Raw genomic sequence first — 16,963 nt, 5'->3', positions numbered from 1 at the left:
GAGGCAACGGCGACCAACTCCCGCCAGCGGACAATCGCCCCACCGCACCCAGCATGCCTCCCGCAGGCGAAGCCACCATGCCCACCTTGGACGACCCTCTCCACGACCGCGAAGTCGGCGCACGCGACAGCACGCTCGACACCACCCGCATCGACGACACGCGCATCGGCGCCGTCCGCCCGCTGATCACGCCGGCGCTGCTGCAGGAGCGCGTGCCGGTCGGCGACAACACGCTGGCGCTGGTGGAGAACAGCCGCGTCGCCATCGCCAACGTGCTGCATGGCCGCGATGACCGGTTGATCGTCGTCGTCGGCCCCTGCTCGATCCACGACCACGACCAGGCGATCGAATACGCCCACTTGCTGAAGGCGCAGGCCGATGCCCTGGGCGCCGACCTGCTGATCGTGATGCGGGCCTACTTCGAGAAGCCGCGCACCACCGTCGGCTGGAAGGGCTACATCAACGACCCGCACCTGGACGGCAGCTTCGCGATCAACGAAGGGCTGGAGCGCGCGCGCCGCCTGCTGCTGGAGCTGACGACGCTGGGCCTGCCGACGGGTACCGAATTCCTCGACCTGCTGAGCCCGCAGTACATCGCCGACCTGATTGCCTGGGGCGCCATCGGCGCGCGCACCACCGAGAGCCAGAGCCACCGCCAGCTCGCCTCGGGCCTGAGCTGCCCGGTTGGCTTCAAGAACGGCACCGACGGCAGCATCAAGGTGGCGGCCGATGCGGTGCTGGCCGCACGCGCCCCGCATGCCTTCATGGGCATGACCAAGATGGGCGTGGCCGCGATCTTCGAGACGCGTGGCAACGACGACTGCCACGTGATCCTGCGCGGCGGCAAGGAGCCCAACTACAGCGCGGCCCATGTGGCCGCAAGCTGCGACGCCTTGCGCGCCGCCGGCCTGCGCGAGCAGGTGATGATCGACGTCTCGCACGGCAACAGCAGCAAGCAGCACCAGCGGCAAGTGGTCGTGGCAAACGACGTGGCCGCGCAGATCGCCGCTGGCGAGCAGCGCATCACCGGCGTGATGATCGAAAGCCACCTCGAAGAAGGTCGGCAGGACCAGGCACCGGGCGTGCCGCTGAAACGCGGTGTGTCCATCACCGACGCCTGCATCGGTTTCTCGCAGACGGTGCCGGTGTTGCAAACCCTGGCCACCGCCGTGCGCGAGCGCCGCAACCGCGGCACCCGCTGAGCCGGGCACCACAGAAAGAGCTCACCTCATGCAAGAGATTTCAGGCCACATCAACGCCAACCCGGCGGCAACGCTGCTGCTCGCGGCGATGGTGATCGCAAGCCTCGTCGGGCTGTTCGTGTCACCGCCAATGATCGAGCGCAACCTGTTCCGGCCGCACTGGCTGCTGCCGCGCCGCGAGTACCTCACTCTCGTGACCAGCGGCTTCCTGCATGCCGACCTGCCGCATTTGCTCTTCAATGCGTTCACCTTCTGGGCGTTCGCGTTCTCGCTCGAGCGCACGATCGGCACCCAGGCCTTCGTGGCGCTCTACGCCTTCGGGCTGTTGGCAAGCGACCTGGGCACCTACTTCGCGCACCGCAACGACCCGGAGTACCGCACGCTGGGTGCCTCAGGCGCCATCCTGGCGGTGCTGTTCGCCTCCATCGTCTACCACCCGAAGGCGTCGCTCTACATCCTGCCGATCCCGATCCCCATCCCGGCGCCGCTCTTCGCGGTGGGCTACCTGGCCTACACGTACTACGCGTCGCGGCAGGCGCGTGGGCGCGTCAACCACGATGCGCATCTGTCGGGCGCACTGGCAGGCATCGCCTTCGTGGCCTTGGCGGACCCCGAAACGCTGGCGAACGCGGTTCGCATCGTGTTCGGTTGACATCCGCTGGAGCTTCGGATGCGCAAAGCAGGCAGCGGCGGGCTCGTCTACTCCACCGACAGCGGCCGCATGTGCCCGAACTGCCGGCAGCCGGTGGCGGCGTGCACCTGCAAGCAGCCATCGGCATCGGCTGGCGACGGCAAGGTGCGCGTCAGCCGCGAGACCAAGGGCCGCGGCGGCAAGGCCGTGACACTGGTGCGTGGCCTGGGCCTCGACGCCGCTGCGCTGGCCGAGCTGGGCAAGCAGCTGCGCACGCTGTGCGGCACCGGCGGCACCGTGAAAGACGGGGTGATCGAGCTGCAGGGCGACCACGTCGAGCGTGTGATGGAGCAGCTCAAGGCCAGCGGCCGTGTCGTGGTGAGAACCGGCGGCTGAAGCGTTTACGCTTTCGGCTCAGTGACGCAAGGTCAGCCCGATCAGCCGCGACACCACCGCGGCGAGGTACATGACACCGGCAAACATCTCCACGCTGGCCAGTGCGCGCGCTGGCGGCTTGAGCGGGATCACGTCGCCGATGCCGGTGCTGGACAGAAGCGCGAAGCTGAGGAACATCAGCTCCGTCCAGGTGCGCGGCGAGTCGGGGTTCACGGCTGCCGAGAAACTGCCCGGCTGCAAGGCCTGCAGCACCACGAAAAGGTAGGTGAAGCCCCAGGCTACCAGCGTGAAGGTGGCACCCGCAGCGAACAGCTCGTCGGTGGTGGCGCGCTGGTCTTCCATCATGTAGGCGATAAGGCTGCCGGCGGCATAGAAGTAGAAGACCGCTTCCAGCGCAGCCGACCAGGGCAGCAGCCAGGTCATGTGAAGAATCGCCTGAAGCAGCAGCAGCACGATGGCCGGCAGCGCGATGCAGGCGCTGATCCACGTGAGGCCCGGCGTGCGCCGCACCATGCCGGTGGTGATGACCAGCACCACGATGCCGAAGGCGCCGAGCGCCATCGGCCCCACGCGTGTGGATTCGATGAAGGGGTACAGCAGCAGCCCCGCCAGCTGCACGACGAGCAGGATGGCCGACGGGTGGCGGCGCGTCAGGGCAAGCAGGCGGACATAGTGCATGGCCGCATTGTCGGACGCAGCGGCGGTGCAGGAACAGCACCGCCGCTCGATCACCTCATGGCTGTCGGGTCACGCCTTCTTGCTGATGACGCGGTAGGCGACCAGCAGCAGGATGGCACCGACCACCGCGCCGATGAAGCCGGCGGACTCGCCTGAGTGGTACCAGCCGAGCGCCTGGCCCAGGTAGGTGGCGGCGAGCGAGCCGCCGATGCCGAGCAGGGTGGTGATGATGAAGCCGCTCGGGTCCCGGCCGGGCATGAGCATCTTCGCGACGAGCCCGGCGATGAAGCCGATGAGGATGGTCCAGATGAGGTGCATGGTGGGTTCTCAGGCGGGGATGCGCAGCAGCTGGCCAGGGTAGATCTTGTCCGGGTTGGAAAGCATGGGTTTGTTGGCCTCGAAGATCTTCATGTACTGGTTGGCGTTGCCGTAGTAGGTCTTGGAGATGGCCGAGAGGGTGTCGCCCTTCACCACGGTGTGGAACTTCGATTCGTCGGCCGGCGTGGCCACCGTCATCTGGTCGTTCACCTTGGCCACGCCCGAGACGTTGCCGCAGCACAGCACGATCTTCTCCCGGGTGGCCTGGTCGTCGGCAGCGCCCGACACGGTGACGGTGCCGGTGGCGCCATCGACCACCACGCTCAGGCCGGTGGCGCTGAGGTTCTGGGTGACGATGTAGGCCACGATCGCCTTGGCCGCCTTCTCGTTCGCGGCCGCCGAGGCCGCCTTCAACGCCTCGTTGTCGGGCGCGGCCTCGGCCTTCTGCGCAGCGGCTTCCGTCTCCTTGTGGCCGAACAGCTTTTCGCCAGCGTCCTTGAAAAAGCTCACGATGCTCATGATTGCTCTCCTGTGAGGGTTGAGGGATTGATCGGCCGCATCATGCACCCGAAGCCATCGCGCACGTGTGACGATTGGCCGACCTTGCGCTGAACCGAGCATGACGGGGGGCAGCCCATGCGCGTGCAAGACCCGGCAGAATCGCTTCTACCAACACCGACCCCCAGGGCTTCCATGATCACTGCCGAACAATTCAACCAACGTGGCGCCAACAACCTGCCGGGGCACCTCGGCATCGTCATCAAGAAAGTCAGCGGGACCGAAATCCGCTCGGAGATGCCGGTGACGCAGTTCCTGATGGCGCCCAACGGCTTCCTGCACGCCGGCAGCGTCGTCACGCTCGCCGACACCTCGGCGGGCTACGGCTGCATCGCCAACCTGCCCGAAGGCGCCATCGGCTTCACCACCATCGAGCTCAAGTCCAACCACCTCGGCACAGCGCGCGAAGGCACGATCGAGTGCACGGCCAAGCCCGTGCACCTCGGCAAGACGACGCAGGTCTGGGACTCGGTCGTCACCCACCGCGAAACCGGCAAGACCATCGCGCTCTTCCGCTGCACGCAGCTGGTTCTCTATCCCAAGCAGGGAAGTTGAAGGGTAGCGACGCGTCTGGGGCAGCAGTGAACCTGGCACATCACCGCACGGCAGGAGGGAGAGGCTGTTCGTGCTCGGCGTCTCTAGCCATGCCGTAATCGGCCTCTCAACAGCCTTCTTCTGCCGCAGGTGAATGCCCCAATACTGACCTTCTCAACGACCGACAGATGTCGATCAGCTCGCGATCGAGCGCCGCATTGTCGAACTTGGATTCCACTTTCAGGCGGGCCTCTGTACGCATGCGCGCTACGTCAATCTCGCCAGCTGCGACGCGGTCAAGGGCATTCGCGATGGCCGCGGAATCGCGCTCGGCGACCAGCAGGCCCGATACGCCGTCGTCGATCAACTCGGGAATGCCACTGTGGCGAGTCGCCAGCACGATTACGCCTTTGGCCATGGCTTCCATCAGCACCACGGGCACGCCTTCCATGTCGCCGTCCGCTGCAGTGACCGAAGGCAGCAGGAACACGTCTGCTTGTTGGAGTGCTTCAAAGACCTTGTGTTGTGGCTGCTCGCCAGCAAAGTTGATCACTCCTGGCTTTGCGCTGCCGGCAAGCTCGCGCAGCGGTTGGTCGAGCGGGCCGGTGCCGATGATGGTGCAGGCGATGTTCGACCGCGCTTGCGTCACGCCTGCCAGTGCGTACTCGAGCCCCTTCTTTTCGGTCAACCGGGCAACAGACAACACCTGCAGTGGGTCGATCGGCTGCCGCGTGGTCGCGCTCATTTGCAGCTGGTCGAGATCGACACCCATGCGCAATACGCGCAACTTGTCTTTCGGAGCGCCCCACTCGAGCAGCCGCTGCTTCCACAGCTCGCTGATAGGCAGCAGCACCTCGGTTTGTTCGAACAGCCTGTGGTAATTGCCGAGGTGCTTCTTGATGATGTCTGACCTGCTGACGTCGAAGCCATGAAACACCGTCGCGACCGGCCCATCGACGAGGCCTGATTGCCGCAGGTACATCGCGCGCACCCCGGTCGGGCCGAAGTGCGCCACGATGGCGTCGAACCGGCCGATAGGGCCTTGCCGTGATTGCGCCGCGATGTCCATCAGCGCTTCTGGGCAGCCCGTCCATGCAGCCCGCAAGCCAGTGCCCAACGCCTTCCAGCCTTGCCGTGACAACAGGCTGCCGGAAACAAACCGCACCAGCAATACGGCACGCGACAACCGGCCGCCCACCTCGTGCCGCAGCGGGTGGATCAAACGGTCCAGCCCAAGCTGCTCGTATTTCTCGTGCTTGAATGGTTTGTCCGCTTTCTTTCCAACCACGATGCGCACCTCGTGCCCAGCCTCGACCAGCCCGACGATTTGCCGCAAGACGAAGGTCTCTGACAGAACTGGAAAGTCCCTCAGGACAAAGGCGATTTTCATCAAGGCGAGCGTACCTTCGGAACTCGCGATCGCCGGAGTAAGCCCGAGCCGTACCCGTGCTTCATTCACACTTTCTGAGCACACGCCGACAATCCGGTGCGCGGGAATCAACACCCGCTGATTCCCAACCGCTTCCCGATGACGAACACCAGCACCTCCCGAACCCTCGGCCTCGACACCCTGCGCGCGCTCGCGATCACGCTGGTCTTCATGTACCACTACATGGTCTTCGTGAGCGGCACGCCGACCTTCGGCTGGCTCAGCGTGGTCGGTTGGGTGGGCGTCGACCTCTTCTTCGTGCTGAGCGGCTACCTCATCGCCAACCAGCTGTTCGCCGGCATGGCGCGCGGCGAGACGCTGTCGCTGAAGGCGTTCTACGCCCGCCGCGGCCTGCGCACATGGCCGGCCTTCTGGGTCGTGCTGGCGGCGTACTTTTTGTTCCCTGCGGTGATGGGCGGCAAGACGCCACCCCCGCTGTGGCGCTTTCTCAGCTTCACGCAGAACATCGGCCTGCAGCCCGGCACGGCCTTCTCGCACGCGTGGTCGCTGTGCATCGAAGAGCAGTTCTACCTGCTGCTGCCGGCGGCCTTGCTGCTGGCCAGCCGCGTGAGCTCACGCCGTGCCCACGCCTGGGCGGCCATCGTCGGGCTGATGCTGGCGGGCATGGCGATCCGCGCCGTGCTGTGGTCGCTCTACGGCCGCGAGGACTCCGGGCAGATCGAGCACTACTATCCGAACGTCTACTACGGCACCCTCTGTCGCATCGACGAGTTCCTGCCCGGCGTGGCCGTCGCGTTCTTCAAGAACTTCCATCCGCGCAGCTGGCAACGCGCGATGCAGCATGGCCAGGCATTGTTGGCCGCCGGATTTGCGGCGACTGTGCTGATGCTCGTCGGCGTCTACCACTTCTATTACATCGACGGCTATGGCTACGGCTTCTTCATGTCGGCATTCGGCTACTCGCTGGTCGCGGTGGCGTTCTCGCTGCTGGCGATGGCGGCGCTGAGCCCGAACTCGTGGCTGCATGTGTTGAAGATTCCCGGCGCCCACCACCTGGCCGTGTGGTCCTACTCGATCTATCTCACGCACAAGGCGGTCGGCGTGATCGTCAAGAACTATGCGAAGACAGCGGCGTTGTCGCCCAGTGTGGTGCTGCTGGTCACGACCGTGCTGTCGGTGCTGGTGGGCGCCTTGCTGTACCGCGTGATCGAAGCTCCGTTCATGGCCTTGCGCGAGCGCTGGTTCCCGAGCACCTTCGGAGCGGCGCGATTGCCAGCGGCCCAACCCCTCACCCGATGAATCGCTTGATCACCATCACGCTCTGCCTCATTGCCCTGGCCTATGCCGCCGTCTGCGGTGCGTTGTTCGTTTTCCAGCGTTCCTTCATCTACTACCCGCAGCCGAGCCGCGTCGACACACCGCTGATCCGCGTGCCGACCGGCAGCGACGACGGCGTCACCGTGCAGGCGAGCGTTCGCGAGCATGCAGGCACCCAGGCCGTCGTCTACTTCGGCGGCAATGCAGAAGACGTGTCGCAAGACCTGCAACCGCTGAGCGAGGCGTTTCCCGACCACGCGCTCTACCTGCTGCACTACCGCGGCTTCGGCCGCAGTGGCGGCAAGCCGACGGAAGAGGCCATCCAGCGCGATGCACTGGCGCTGTTCGACCTGGCCCACCAGAAGCATGCCAACGTGATCGCGATCGGCCGCAGCCTCGGCACCGGCGTGGCAGTGCGGCTGGCGAGCCAGCGCCCGGTGTCGCGGCTGGTGCTCGTCACGCCCTACGACAGCCTGCGAGAGCTGGCCGTGCGGCAGTTCTCGTACTTTCCGGTTCGCTGGCTGATCACCGACAGGTACGAGTCGTGGAAGTACGTCCCGCAGATCAAGGCACCGGCTCACCTCATCATGGCCGAGCACGACGAGGTGATTCCGCGCGCCAGCACCGAGCAGCTCTTCTCGCGTTTCGCGAAAGGCCGCGCCACGCTGAGCGTGATCCCCGGCGTGTCGCACAACACCGTGATGCAACATCCTGGCTATCTGCGGATGTTGGGCAGCATGCCGTGAGCGACGAGCTCAAAGCACAGCCAGGCGCGTTACGCAGAGGACGCGCCGGGTCCCGTCAACCGAGGGCGTCAGCCCAGATGTTCCTGGCCCATGCCGATGCATAGACGCCTTCGGCCTCGCTGCGCTGCGCCGACACGCCGCCGGCACCCGCCACCGGCTTGAAGGTCTTCTCGGCTGCCACGTACTCGTGGACGCTGGCGACATGGATGGCCTGGTTGGCGTCGACGTAGCTGTAGCAGGTGTTGATCAGCATCGGGTGCGCGTCGACCTCTTGGCCGTTGAGCTGGGCCACGATGGCGGCGGCCGCCACCTTGGCATGTGCGTTCGCCATGTGGCCGCTCTTGGGCATGCCCGGCGCGATCTGGATCGAGTCGCCGAGCACGTGGATGTCTTTCGCCGCGGTCGATTCGAAATCGAGGTAGTTCACACGGCACCAGCGGCCCGCCGCATTCGCAAGCCCGGCCTTCACCGCGAGCGTGCCGGCACGCATTGGCGGCAGCACGTTGAGCACGTCGGCGCGCACGTCGTCGTGCAGTTCGATGCGGACCTTGCTCGCCGCCGCATCGACACCGATCACCTTCTGCAGCGGCCGGTACTCGACCATGCCGGGGTACAGGTCGGCCCAGGCCTTCTTGAACAGCGCGGGCTTGGACGTGACGTCGGCATTCGCATCCAGGATCAGCACCTTCGAGCGCGGCTTCTCGCGCTTGAAGTAGGCCGCGATCACGCTGGCGCGCTCATAAGGCCCCGGCGGGCAACGGTAGGGGGACTCGGGCACGGTGATGGCGTACACGCCGCCATCGGGCATGGCCTCGAGCTGCCGGCGCAAGGCCAGCGTCTCGGGCCCCGCCTTCCATGCCTGCAGCACGCGGCCGCTTGATTGTGCTTCGCGCAGGCCCTGCACCTCATCGAACATCAGTTCAACACCGGGCGACAGCACCAGCTTGTCGTAGCGGATGCTTGCTCCGGAGGACAGCGTCACCGTCTTCTTGTCGGCGTCGATGCCCGCTGCCTCGTCGCGTACCCACTTCACGCCGTGGCGCGACACCAGCGTGTCGTAGCTCACCGTGATGTCGGCCAGCGTGCGCGTGCCACCCAGCACGAGGTTCGACCCCGGGCACGAGACGAAGCTCGCCTGCGGTTCGATCAGCACCACGTCGATCTGATGGTCGGACCACATCCGCACGTACTTGGCTGCCGTGGCACCGCCGAAGCCGCCACCGATCACCACGACCTTCGCGCTCGCCGGAACGGCCGTCGATGTGGCGCAGGCGCCGAGTGTGAGCAAGGTGCCGCCGGCGAGCCCGGCCTGGATCAGATCACGACGCTTCATGCCGGCCCCTTTCATTTCTGCGCCGCGAAGTACGCGGCCAGCTGGTCGATCTGCTCGGGCGTGTAGCCCTTAGCGATCTGGTGCATCACGGTCGCGGGGCGCGTGCCGTCCTTGAAAGCGGTGAGCTGCGCGGCCAGGTAGTCCTTGTCTCTGCCGCGAAGCCCGATGAGGCCGGCACCGGCCTCGGCCTTGCCGTCGGTGCCGTGGCATGCCGCGCAGGTGGCGGCCAGGGAGCGCACATGCGACGAAGGGGCGGCTTGGGTTTGCGCGTGGGCGCTCGCGGCGGCGCAGCAGATGAGCAGGCTCAACGCTCGGCACGTGCTCGTGGGCAGCAAGGTCATGGGGTCTCCTGTTTCCTGTTGTGCGAACGGCGGCATCTTGCACCCGATCAGCGGTTTTGTCTGGCGAGTGGGTTGTGGTGGATGGCCAGCTTGCATCGGCTTCCGATGACAAAAACGTCATCTGCCGGACAGCTTCGCGCGCCGGGCCGATTTCTACGATGCCTTCGTTCGACCGTTGATCGTTTGACCTGTTATTGCCAGGGCACACCCACGCTGCCCAACTTATCCATTGGAGAAGAATCGAATGAAGCTCGCCGCTTTTGCCTTGAGCGCTGTTGCGCTTGCTGCGTCCACCGCAGCCCATGCCCAGGATGCACAACCATCCACCACCAACGTCACGCTGTACGGCATCGCCGACGCCTATGTGCAGTTCGCCAGCGGTGCCAGCAACTTGACGCGTGCCCAGTCGGGCGGTCTGTCGGGCTCGCGCTTCGGCATCCGTGTCAACGAAGACCTGGGCGGTGGTTTGCTTGGCCTCGCCGTGCTCGAAAGCGGCATCAACCTTGACGACGGCACCAATGGCCAGAATGCCTTCTGGGGTCGCCAGTCCTACGTCGGCGTCGCTTCGCCCTACGGCACGCTGAGCCTGGGTCGCCAATACGGCAGCGTCTACACGCTGTCGAGCGACTTCAGCGAGTTCTCGAATGTCTCCACCGGCGCAAGCACCGCGGTGATCGGCGGCTTCGGCGGCTACGAGCCGGTGCGCGGCGGCACGACCTACAGCGCCACCGGCAACGGCGGCCCGGCCCGGGTCAACAACTCGGTCAAGTACGAGACGCCGACGTTCAGCGGTTTCAAGGCCGGGGCACTGTGGGGCTTCGGTGAAGCCGCCGGCGGCACCAACGACCAGCGTGTCGCCGATGTCTACGCGCGCTACAGCGGCTACGGCTTCGACGCGATGGTCTCGTTCGTCGACGACAAGCAAGGCCTGACCTCGCAGGACGTGCGCACCACCTCGGGCGCGGTCGGCTACACCTATGGCGACTGGCACGGCACGGCCGGCCTGATCTCGGTGAACGACCGCAGCGCGGCGGATGCAGACGGCCAGGGCTACTGGGTCGGTGGCGACTACCGCTTCGGCCGGCAGCTGGTGCGTGCGCAGTACCTGCAGAACAAGGCCAAGAACGTCCACGAGGGCAAGACCCAGGCCTTCGGCGTCGGCTACCAGTACGACCTGTCGAAGCGCACCAACCTGTACACCGCGCTGACACGCTTCAAGAACGACGGCGCCAGCTACGCCAACCGCTGGGCCAGCGCGGTGCCGGCTGGCCTCACGACCGTCGACGACCGCAACATCACCGAGTTCACGGCGGGCATCCGCCACTCGTTCTGAGCAGGCGGGAGCTAGCAACGAATGAGGCCACTCCCATCAGGATCGGCCTCTTCGTTGCCTCGTTTCCATCGACACCCAAGGTTCGCCAGCGCCGAAGGGAGCACACCACAACCCAGCCATCAATCCCCATCCCAATCAGGGTCTTCAATCGCCCCGACCATCCATGTCGCATGCTCCCGCAGCAGCCAACCCTGTCCCCGCTCGAACCACAAGCCAACCAGGACCGCACATGGCCATCACCTTGAACGTCAACGGCAAACGCCACCAGGTCGACGCCGAACCCGAAACGCCTTTGCTGTGGGTGCTGCGCGAACAGCTCGGCCTCACCGGCACCAAGTACGGCTGTGGCGTCGCGCAATGCGGCGCCTGCACCGTGCACCTTGACGGCGAGCCCACGCGCAGCTGCGTGCGCCCGGCTTCGACGATCGAGGCCAAGCAGAAGATCGTCACCATCGAAGGCCTGTCGCCCAAGGGCACACACCCGATCCAGAAAGCCTGGGCCGCGTTGGACGTGCCGCAGTGCGGCTACTGCCAGTCGGGAATGATCATGGCGGCTAGCGCCCTGCTGAAGGCCAAGCCGAACCCGACCGACGCCGACATCGACGAGGCGATGACCAACATCTGCCGCTGCGGCACCTACAACCGCGTGCGCGCCGCGATCAAGATGGCTGCGCAAGGCGGCACGGCCGCGCAGGCGGGCATCGACATCCAGCACATCGGCGGAGGTGTGGCATGAGCGCGCCGACCCTCGACATCTCGCGGCGCGGCTTCCTGGGTGGCGCCGCGGCAGGCGGACTGGTCGTGGCCTTCCACATTCCGTTCGCAAGCAAAGCCGAAGCGGCCGAAGCCGCCGCCACACCCGAGATCAACGCCTGGGTCGTCGTGAAGCCCGACGACACCGTCATCATTCGCATCGCCCGATCGGAGATGGGTCAGGGCTCGCTCACCGGCCTCGCACAACTGGTGGCCGAGGAGCTCGACTGCAACTGGGCCAAGGTGACCACCGAGTACCCGACGCCGGGGCAGAACCTCGCGCGCAAGCGGGCCTGGGGCAACTTTTCCACCGGCGGCAGCCGCGGCATCCGCGAGTCGCACGACTACGTGCGCAAGGGTGGCGCCACGGCCCGCGTGATGCTCGTGCAGGCCGCAGCCGATCAGTGGAAGGTGCCTGCCTCCGAATGCAGCGCCGCGGCCAGCGTGATCACGCACGCGCCGACCGGTCGCAAGACGAGCTACGGCAAGGTGGCGCTCGCCGCCGGCAAGCTCACGCCGCCCACCGAGGTGGCGCTGAAGGACCCGAAGGACTGGAAGCTCGCCGGCAAACCGCTCGCGCGGCTCGACACGCTCGACAAGCTCACCGGCAAGCAGGTCTACGGCTCCGACCTCAAGTTGCCCGGCATGCTCAACGCGGCCATCCGCGACTGCCCGGTGTTCGGCGGCAAGCTGAAGAGCTTCGACGAAGCGGGCGCGATGAAACGCCCCGGCGTGAAGAAGGTCGTGCGCGTGGGCGACAGCGCGGTGGCCGTGGTGGCCGACACCTGGTGGCACGCCAAGAGCGCGCTCGAGGCGATGACCGTCGAGTGGGACGAAGGCCCCAACGCACAGGTCAGCAGCGCGAGCATTGCCGAGATCCTCAAGGCGGGCCTCGACGCGCCCGAAGCGGTGGTGGGCAACAGCAATGGCGATGCCCGTGCGGCGCTCGCAACGGCCGCGCGCAAGGTCGAGGCGGTGTACTCGTACCCGTTCCAGAACCACGCGACGATGGAGACGATGAACGCGACGGTCCGCTTCTCTTTGTCTAAGGACGGAGCGCCCGAGCGTTGCGAGGTGTGGACGCCCACGCAGAACGGCGAGGCCGCACTCGCCGCGGCTTCCGAGGCCTCGGGCCTGCCGCCCGAGAAGTGCGAGGTCTACAAGCTGCTGCTCGGCGGCGGCTTCGGCCGGCGCGGCGCCGTGCACGACTGGGTGCACCAGACGGTGCAGATCGCAAAGCAGATGCCGGGCACGCCGATCAAGCTGATCTGGTCGCGCGAAGAAGACATGACGCACGGCCGCTACCACCCCGTCACGCAATGCAAGATGACGGCCGGGCTCGACGAGCAAGGCAATCTCACGGCGCTGCACATGCGCATCTCGGGCCAGTCGATCCTCGCGGGTGTGTTCCCTCAGATGATCAAGGACGGCAAGGACCCGGTGGTCTTCCAGGGCCTCAACCCGCCGGGGCCCGAAGCATCGATCGGCTACACCGTGCCCAACCTGCTGATCGACCACGCGATGCGCAACCCGCATGTGCCACCGGGCTTCTGGCGCGGCGTGAACCTGAACCAGAACGCGCTCTACCTCGAATGCTTCATGGACGAGCTGGCGCACGCGACCCACCAGGACCCGCTGGCCTTCCGCCGCAAGCTGATGGACAAGAGCCCCAAGCACCTGGCCGTGCTCAATGCCGTGGCCGAGCGCGTGGGCTGGGACAAGCCCGCACCGGCCGGCGTGTACCGCGGCCTGGCACACACCATGGGCTTCGGCAGCTATGTGGCCGCCTGCGCCGAGGTGTCGGTCGACGCCGAGGGCAAGCTCAAGGTGCACCGCATTGTGGCCGCGACCGACAGCGGCCATGCCGTCAACCCGCAGCAGATCCAGGCGCAGGTGGAAGGCTCGTTCGTCTACGGGCTGTCGGCCGCGCTGTTTGGCGGCTGCACCGTGAAAGACGGCCGCATCGAGCAGCAGAACTTCGACACCTACCCGGTGGTGCACATGGAAGACATGCCCAAGGTCGAGACCATCGTGATGCCCTCGGGCGGCTTCTGGGGCGGCGTGGGCGAGCCCACCATCGCGGTCGCCGCACCGGCCGTGATGAACGCCATCTTCGCGGCCACGGGCAAGCGCATCCGCGACATGCCGCTGAAGAACCACAGCTTGAAGAAAGTCTGATGCACCGCGCCGCCGCCATGCTGGCCTTCGCAGCAGGCGCAGCGTTTGCGCAGACGGAATTGAACGTGGTGGGCGATGCGATCCCCGAGCCGCTCACGGCCACGCCGGGAGACCCGGCGCGGGGCCGCGAAATCGTCGCCAGCCGGCAGACCGGGCTGTGCCTGCTGTGCCACACCGGCCCGTTTCCAGAAGACCGCTTCCAGGGCAACCTGGCGCCCGATCTGGCGGGCGCCGGCTCGCGCTGGTCGGCCGGGCAGCTGCGGCTGCGCATTGCCGATGCGCGCCAGCTCAATCCACAAACCATCATGCCGGCCTACCATCGCAGCAGCGGGCTGCAATGGGTGGGCCCGGCCTGGCGCGGCAAGAACTTGTTGACCGCTCAGCAGGTCGAAGACGTGGTGGCCTATCTCGAAACCCTCAAATAGCTTGGCGATGCAACGAAGAGAACTCCTTCAGCTCGGGGTGGCCCTCGGCACGGTGGTCACCGTGCCGGCCGTGCGCGCCACCTCGTCCGAGATGCAGGACGCCATTCGCGGCTATGCCAACGGCGCGCCGGTGAAACCGGGCAAGGTGAAGCTCGACGTGCCGCCGCTGGTCGAGAACGGCAACGCGGTGCCCATCACCGTCAGCGTGGACAGCCCGATGAGCGCCACCGAGCACGTGACCGGCATCGCCGTCTTCAACGACCGCAACCCGCAGCGCGACGTGGTGCGCTTCACGCTCACCCCGCGCTCGGGCAAGGCGCTGGTGTCCACGCGCATCCGCCTCGCCACCTCGCAGCAGCTGGTGGCGGTGGCGCGTATGAGCGACGGCAGCTACTGGTCGCACAGCGTGGATGTGCTGGTCACGCTGGCGGCATGTCTGGAGTGAGGTGAACATGGCACGCACCCTCCTCACCGTCCCAACCACCGCCAAGCGCGGCGAGGTCATCGAGTTGCGCACGCTGATCGCGCACATCATGGAGACCGGCTTCCGCCCGGATGCCAACGGCCAGGTGAAGCCGCGTGACCTGATCACCCGGTTCGCCTGCCGCTTCAACGGCGAGCTGGTGTGCAGTGCCGAGCTCTACCCCGCGGTCGCCGCCAACCCGTACCTCTCGTTCACGATGCTGGCCACCGAGAGCGGCACGCTCAGCTTCAGCTGGGAAGGCGACAACGGTTTCTCGCAGAACGAGAGCGTGGTGCTCACCGTCACATGAAGCGCTGGGCTGCAGCCCTTTCGGTGGTGGCCTGCTGCCTGAGTGCCACCGCCCAGCCCACGGACCCACGCCGCTCGGGTTTCGACGACATGAGCCCGCAGACGCAGGCCATGCAGCGTGACGACATGCAGAACCCCGCGATGCTGACAGTGCAGGACGGCGCCGCGCTGTGGGACCGTGCCCCGAGCGCATCGGCCAAGGCCTGCTCGGGCTGCCATGGTGCGGCGGCCACCTCGATGCGCGGCGTGGCCACGCGCTACCCCGCGTTCGACAACGCGCTCAAGCGGCCCATCGACCTTTCACAGCGCATCAACCAGTGCCGCGAGCGACGCCAGCAAAGCGCAGCGTTCGCGCCCGAAAGCGCGGAACTCTTGGCCTTGGAGGGCTACGTCGCACTCCAGTCACGCGGCATGCCGATCACCCCGCCCACCGACCCGAAGCTGCAGGCCCCGCGCGCCCGCGGTGAGGCGCTGTACCGCCAGCGCATCGGCCAGCTCGACCTGTCGTGCGCACAGTGCCACGACGAGCGGGCAGGCGGGCGGCTCGGCGGCAGCCTCATTCCGCAAGGGCATGCCACCGGCTACCCGCTGTACCGGCTCGAATGGCAGTCGGTGGGTTCGCTGCAACGGCGCCTGCGCAACTGCATGAACGGCGTGCGCGCCGAAGTGCCGGCCTACGGCGCACCCGAGCTCGTCGAGCTGGCGCTTTACCTGGCGTGGCGCGACCGCGGCATGAAGCTCGAGTCGCCGGCCGTGCGGCCCTGACCCGCCACTACGCGTACGCGTTCGGGTAGCGGTCGACCGTGAGGCCGCTCATGTCGATGCCGGGCGTGCGGCCCGAGATGATGTCGGCCATCACGCGGCCGGTGCCGGCTGCCATGGTCCAGCCCAGGGTGCCGTGGCCTGTTGCGAGGTAGAGGTTGGGCAGGCGCGTGGCGCCGACGACCGGCGTGCCGTCGGGTGTCATCGGCCGCAGGCCGCACCAGAACTCCGCGCGCGACACGTCGCCTCCCCGTGGGAAGAGATCGGTGACCACGTGCTCCAGCGTCTGGCGGCGGGCGTTGTGCAACTGCAGCGTGTAGCCGGCCAGCTCGGCCGTGCCGCCGACGCGGATGCGGTCCCCCAGGCGCGTCACCGCGACCTTGTGTGTCTCGTCCATCACCGTCGACTCGGGCGCGCCGGTGGCCTCGGCGATCGGCACCGTGATCGAGTAGCCCTTAACCGGGTACACCGGGATGCGGATGCCGATGTCTTTCAGCAGCAGCGGCGAGTAGCTGCCGAGCGCCACGAGGTAGGCGTCGGCCTTCAGCAGGCCGACATTGGTGAGCACGCCCTCCATGCGGCCGCTTGCGGTCTGCAGCTGCTGGATCTGCGTGCCGTAGCGAAACTGCACGCCGCGTTGCACCGCGAGCGCGGCCAGGTTCTGCGTGAACTTGAAGCAGTCGCCGGTTTCGTCACCGGGCAGCAGCAAGCCGCCGACGAACTTGTCGCGCACCTGCGCGAGCGCGGGCTCGTGGCGAATGCAGCCCTCGCGGTCGAGCAGCTCGAAGCCCACGCCGTAGCGCTTGAGGATGGCGATGTCGGCCGCCGTGCCGTCGAGCTGCGCCTGTGTGCGAAAGAGCTGCAGGGTGCCCTGCATGCGCTCGTCGTAATGGATGCCGGTCTGCGCGCGCAATTCCTTCAGACAGTCGCGGCTGTACTCGGCCAGCCGCACCATGCGGCTCTTGTTTTCCTCGTAACGCGCGCTCGTGCAATTGCGCAGCATGGCCAGGCCCCAGCGCACGAGGTTCATGTCGATGTTGGGGCGGATCACCAGCGGGCGGTGGTGCATCAGCAGCCACTTCACTGCCTTGATCGGCACGCCCGGCCCGGCCCACGGTGCCGAATAGCCGGGTGAGACTTCGCCGGCATTGGCGTAGCTGGTTTCCAGCGCCGCTGCGGGCTGCCGGTCGACGACGGTCACCTCATGGCCGGCCAGCGCCAGCTGATACGCAGACGCGACGCCGATCACGCCGCTGCCCAAGACCAACACCTTCATGTGCGAAACCCTCTTGTTAT

Annotated in this window: 20 protein-coding genes; 13 read left to right on the top strand and 7 right to left on the bottom strand. The window is 66.7% G+C overall.

Annotation, left to right across the window (positions count from 1 at the left end):
- Positions 1 to 77: 77 nt before the first annotated feature.
- From AC1DYS_RS01710 to AC1DYS_RS01700, 3 genes are read left to right on the top strand one after another with little or no spacing between them, the layout of a single operon-like run.
- Positions 78 to 1,202, top strand: coding sequence for a 3-deoxy-7-phosphoheptulonate synthase (locus AC1DYS_RS01710; protein ID WP_477895425.1), 1,125 nt, complete (start codon positions 78 to 80; stop codon positions 1,200 to 1,202).
- 28 nt (positions 1,203 to 1,230) lie between these two features.
- Entirely contained in the window at positions 1,231 to 1,854 is a 624-nt protein-coding gene (locus AC1DYS_RS01705; RefSeq protein WP_477895423.1) for a rhomboid family intramembrane serine protease, read from the top strand.
- Positions 1,855 to 1,872: 18 nt separating this feature from the next.
- Positions 1,873 to 2,229, top strand: coding sequence for a translation initiation factor Sui1 (locus AC1DYS_RS01700; protein ID WP_477895422.1), 357 nt, complete (start codon positions 1,873 to 1,875; stop codon positions 2,227 to 2,229).
- Positions 2,230 to 2,247: 18 nt separating this feature from the next.
- On the opposite strand, the gene AC1DYS_RS01695 is transcribed toward AC1DYS_RS01700, so the two are convergent.
- The 3 genes from AC1DYS_RS01695 to lysM all read right to left on the bottom strand — a co-directional run bounded on the left by AC1DYS_RS01695 (position 2,248) and on the right by lysM (position 3,744).
- Positions 2,248 to 2,907 (bottom strand): ion channel, encoded by a 660-nt coding sequence (locus tag AC1DYS_RS01695; RefSeq protein ID WP_477895421.1) that lies wholly within the window; start codon positions 2,905 to 2,907, stop codon positions 2,248 to 2,250.
- A 69-nt stretch (positions 2,908 to 2,976) separates the two neighbouring features.
- Positions 2,977 to 3,225: a GlsB/YeaQ/YmgE family stress response membrane protein gene (locus tag AC1DYS_RS01690; RefSeq protein ID WP_047492064.1), complete on the bottom strand. Its 249-nt coding sequence runs from the start codon at positions 3,223 to 3,225 to the stop codon at positions 2,977 to 2,979.
- 9 nt (positions 3,226 to 3,234) lie between these two features.
- On the bottom strand, positions 3,235 to 3,744 hold the full coding sequence (lysM, locus tag AC1DYS_RS01685; protein ID WP_477895419.1) for a peptidoglycan-binding protein LysM: 510 nt from the start codon (positions 3,742 to 3,744) through the stop codon (positions 3,235 to 3,237).
- Between the two features lie 174 nt (positions 3,745 to 3,918).
- Between lysM and AC1DYS_RS01680 the strand changes: the two genes are divergently transcribed.
- Positions 3,919 to 4,338, top strand: a complete 420-nt coding sequence (locus tag AC1DYS_RS01680; RefSeq protein ID WP_047492059.1) for a PaaI family thioesterase — start codon at positions 3,919 to 3,921, stop codon at positions 4,336 to 4,338.
- A 106-nt stretch (positions 4,339 to 4,444) separates the two neighbouring features.
- Here AC1DYS_RS01680 and AC1DYS_RS01675 read toward each other — a convergent pair whose 3' ends face one another.
- The gene (locus AC1DYS_RS01675; RefSeq protein WP_477895416.1) at positions 4,445 to 5,821 is read right to left on the bottom strand and encodes a glycosyltransferase; all 1,377 of its coding nucleotides are present in this window, start codon (positions 5,819 to 5,821) and stop codon (positions 4,445 to 4,447) included.
- A gap of 24 nt (positions 5,822 to 5,845) precedes the next feature.
- On the opposite strand from AC1DYS_RS01675, the gene AC1DYS_RS01670 reads away from it, so the two are divergent.
- Both AC1DYS_RS01670 and AC1DYS_RS01665 read left to right on the top strand, forming a co-directional pair.
- A complete protein-coding gene (locus tag AC1DYS_RS01670) occupies positions 5,846 to 7,006 on the top strand; it encodes an acyltransferase family protein (RefSeq protein WP_477895414.1) in 1,161 nt (386 codons plus the stop codon).
- On the top strand, positions 7,003 to 7,770 hold the full coding sequence (locus AC1DYS_RS01665; RefSeq protein ID WP_477895412.1) for an alpha/beta hydrolase: 768 nt from the start codon (positions 7,003 to 7,005) through the stop codon (positions 7,768 to 7,770). The genes AC1DYS_RS01670 and AC1DYS_RS01665 overlap by 4 nt, the downstream gene beginning before the upstream one ends.
- Positions 7,771 to 7,825: 55 nt before the next feature.
- On the opposite strand, the gene AC1DYS_RS01660 is transcribed toward AC1DYS_RS01665, so the two are convergent.
- Positions 7,826 to 9,103 carry an NAD(P)/FAD-dependent oxidoreductase gene (locus AC1DYS_RS01660; protein ID WP_477895410.1) on the bottom strand — a complete coding sequence of 426 codons (1,278 nt, stop codon included), beginning with the start codon at positions 9,101 to 9,103 and terminating at the stop codon, positions 7,826 to 7,828.
- 11 nt (positions 9,104 to 9,114) lie between these two features.
- Positions 9,115 to 9,444: a c-type cytochrome gene (locus AC1DYS_RS01655; RefSeq protein WP_477895408.1), complete on the bottom strand. Its 330-nt coding sequence runs from the start codon at positions 9,442 to 9,444 to the stop codon at positions 9,115 to 9,117.
- A 244-nt stretch (positions 9,445 to 9,688) separates the two neighbouring features.
- Between AC1DYS_RS01655 and AC1DYS_RS01650 the strand changes: the two genes are divergently transcribed.
- The 7 genes from AC1DYS_RS01650 (at position 9,689) to soxA (ending at position 15,670) form a co-directional block, all read left to right on the top strand.
- Complete coding sequence (locus tag AC1DYS_RS01650) at positions 9,689 to 10,777, top strand: porin (RefSeq protein ID WP_477895406.1); 1,089 nt, start codon at positions 9,689 to 9,691, stop codon at positions 10,775 to 10,777.
- Positions 10,778 to 11,006: 229 nt separating this feature from the next.
- On the top strand, positions 11,007 to 11,513 hold the full coding sequence (locus AC1DYS_RS01645) for a (2Fe-2S)-binding protein (protein ID WP_477895404.1): 507 nt from the start codon (positions 11,007 to 11,009) through the stop codon (positions 11,511 to 11,513).
- Positions 11,510 to 13,708, top strand: a complete 2,199-nt coding sequence (locus AC1DYS_RS01640; protein ID WP_477895402.1) for a xanthine dehydrogenase family protein molybdopterin-binding subunit — start codon at positions 11,510 to 11,512, stop codon at positions 13,706 to 13,708. Before AC1DYS_RS01645 ends, AC1DYS_RS01640 begins: the two co-directional genes overlap by 4 nt.
- Complete coding sequence (gene soxX, locus AC1DYS_RS01635; RefSeq protein ID WP_477895400.1) at positions 13,708 to 14,133, top strand: sulfur oxidation c-type cytochrome SoxX; 426 nt, start codon at positions 13,708 to 13,710, stop codon at positions 14,131 to 14,133. The genes AC1DYS_RS01640 and soxX overlap by 1 nt, the downstream gene beginning before the upstream one ends.
- A gap of 7 nt (positions 14,134 to 14,140) precedes the next feature.
- A complete protein-coding gene (locus AC1DYS_RS01630; protein ID WP_477895398.1) occupies positions 14,141 to 14,578 on the top strand; it encodes a SoxY-related AACIE arm protein in 438 nt (145 codons plus the stop codon).
- Between the two features lie 7 nt (positions 14,579 to 14,585).
- Positions 14,586 to 14,906 (top strand): thiosulfate oxidation carrier complex protein SoxZ, encoded by a 321-nt coding sequence (gene soxZ / locus AC1DYS_RS01625; RefSeq protein ID WP_477895396.1) that lies wholly within the window; start codon positions 14,586 to 14,588, stop codon positions 14,904 to 14,906.
- On the top strand, positions 14,903 to 15,670 hold the full coding sequence (gene soxA, locus AC1DYS_RS01620; protein WP_477895394.1) for a sulfur oxidation c-type cytochrome SoxA: 768 nt from the start codon (positions 14,903 to 14,905) through the stop codon (positions 15,668 to 15,670). The genes soxZ and soxA overlap by 4 nt, the downstream gene beginning before the upstream one ends.
- A gap of 7 nt (positions 15,671 to 15,677) precedes the next feature.
- Here the strand turns inward: soxA and AC1DYS_RS01615 are convergent, their stop codons facing one another.
- Positions 15,678 to 16,943 carry a D-amino acid dehydrogenase gene (locus tag AC1DYS_RS01615; protein ID WP_477895392.1) on the bottom strand — a complete coding sequence of 422 codons (1,266 nt, stop codon included), beginning with the start codon at positions 16,941 to 16,943 and terminating at the stop codon, positions 15,678 to 15,680.
- Positions 16,944 to 16,963: the final 20 nt, after the last annotated feature.

It is taken from the genome of Rhizobacter sp. P2_G4 (assembly GCF_056403575.1).
This window is presented reverse-complemented; position numbering and strand designations above follow the sequence as displayed.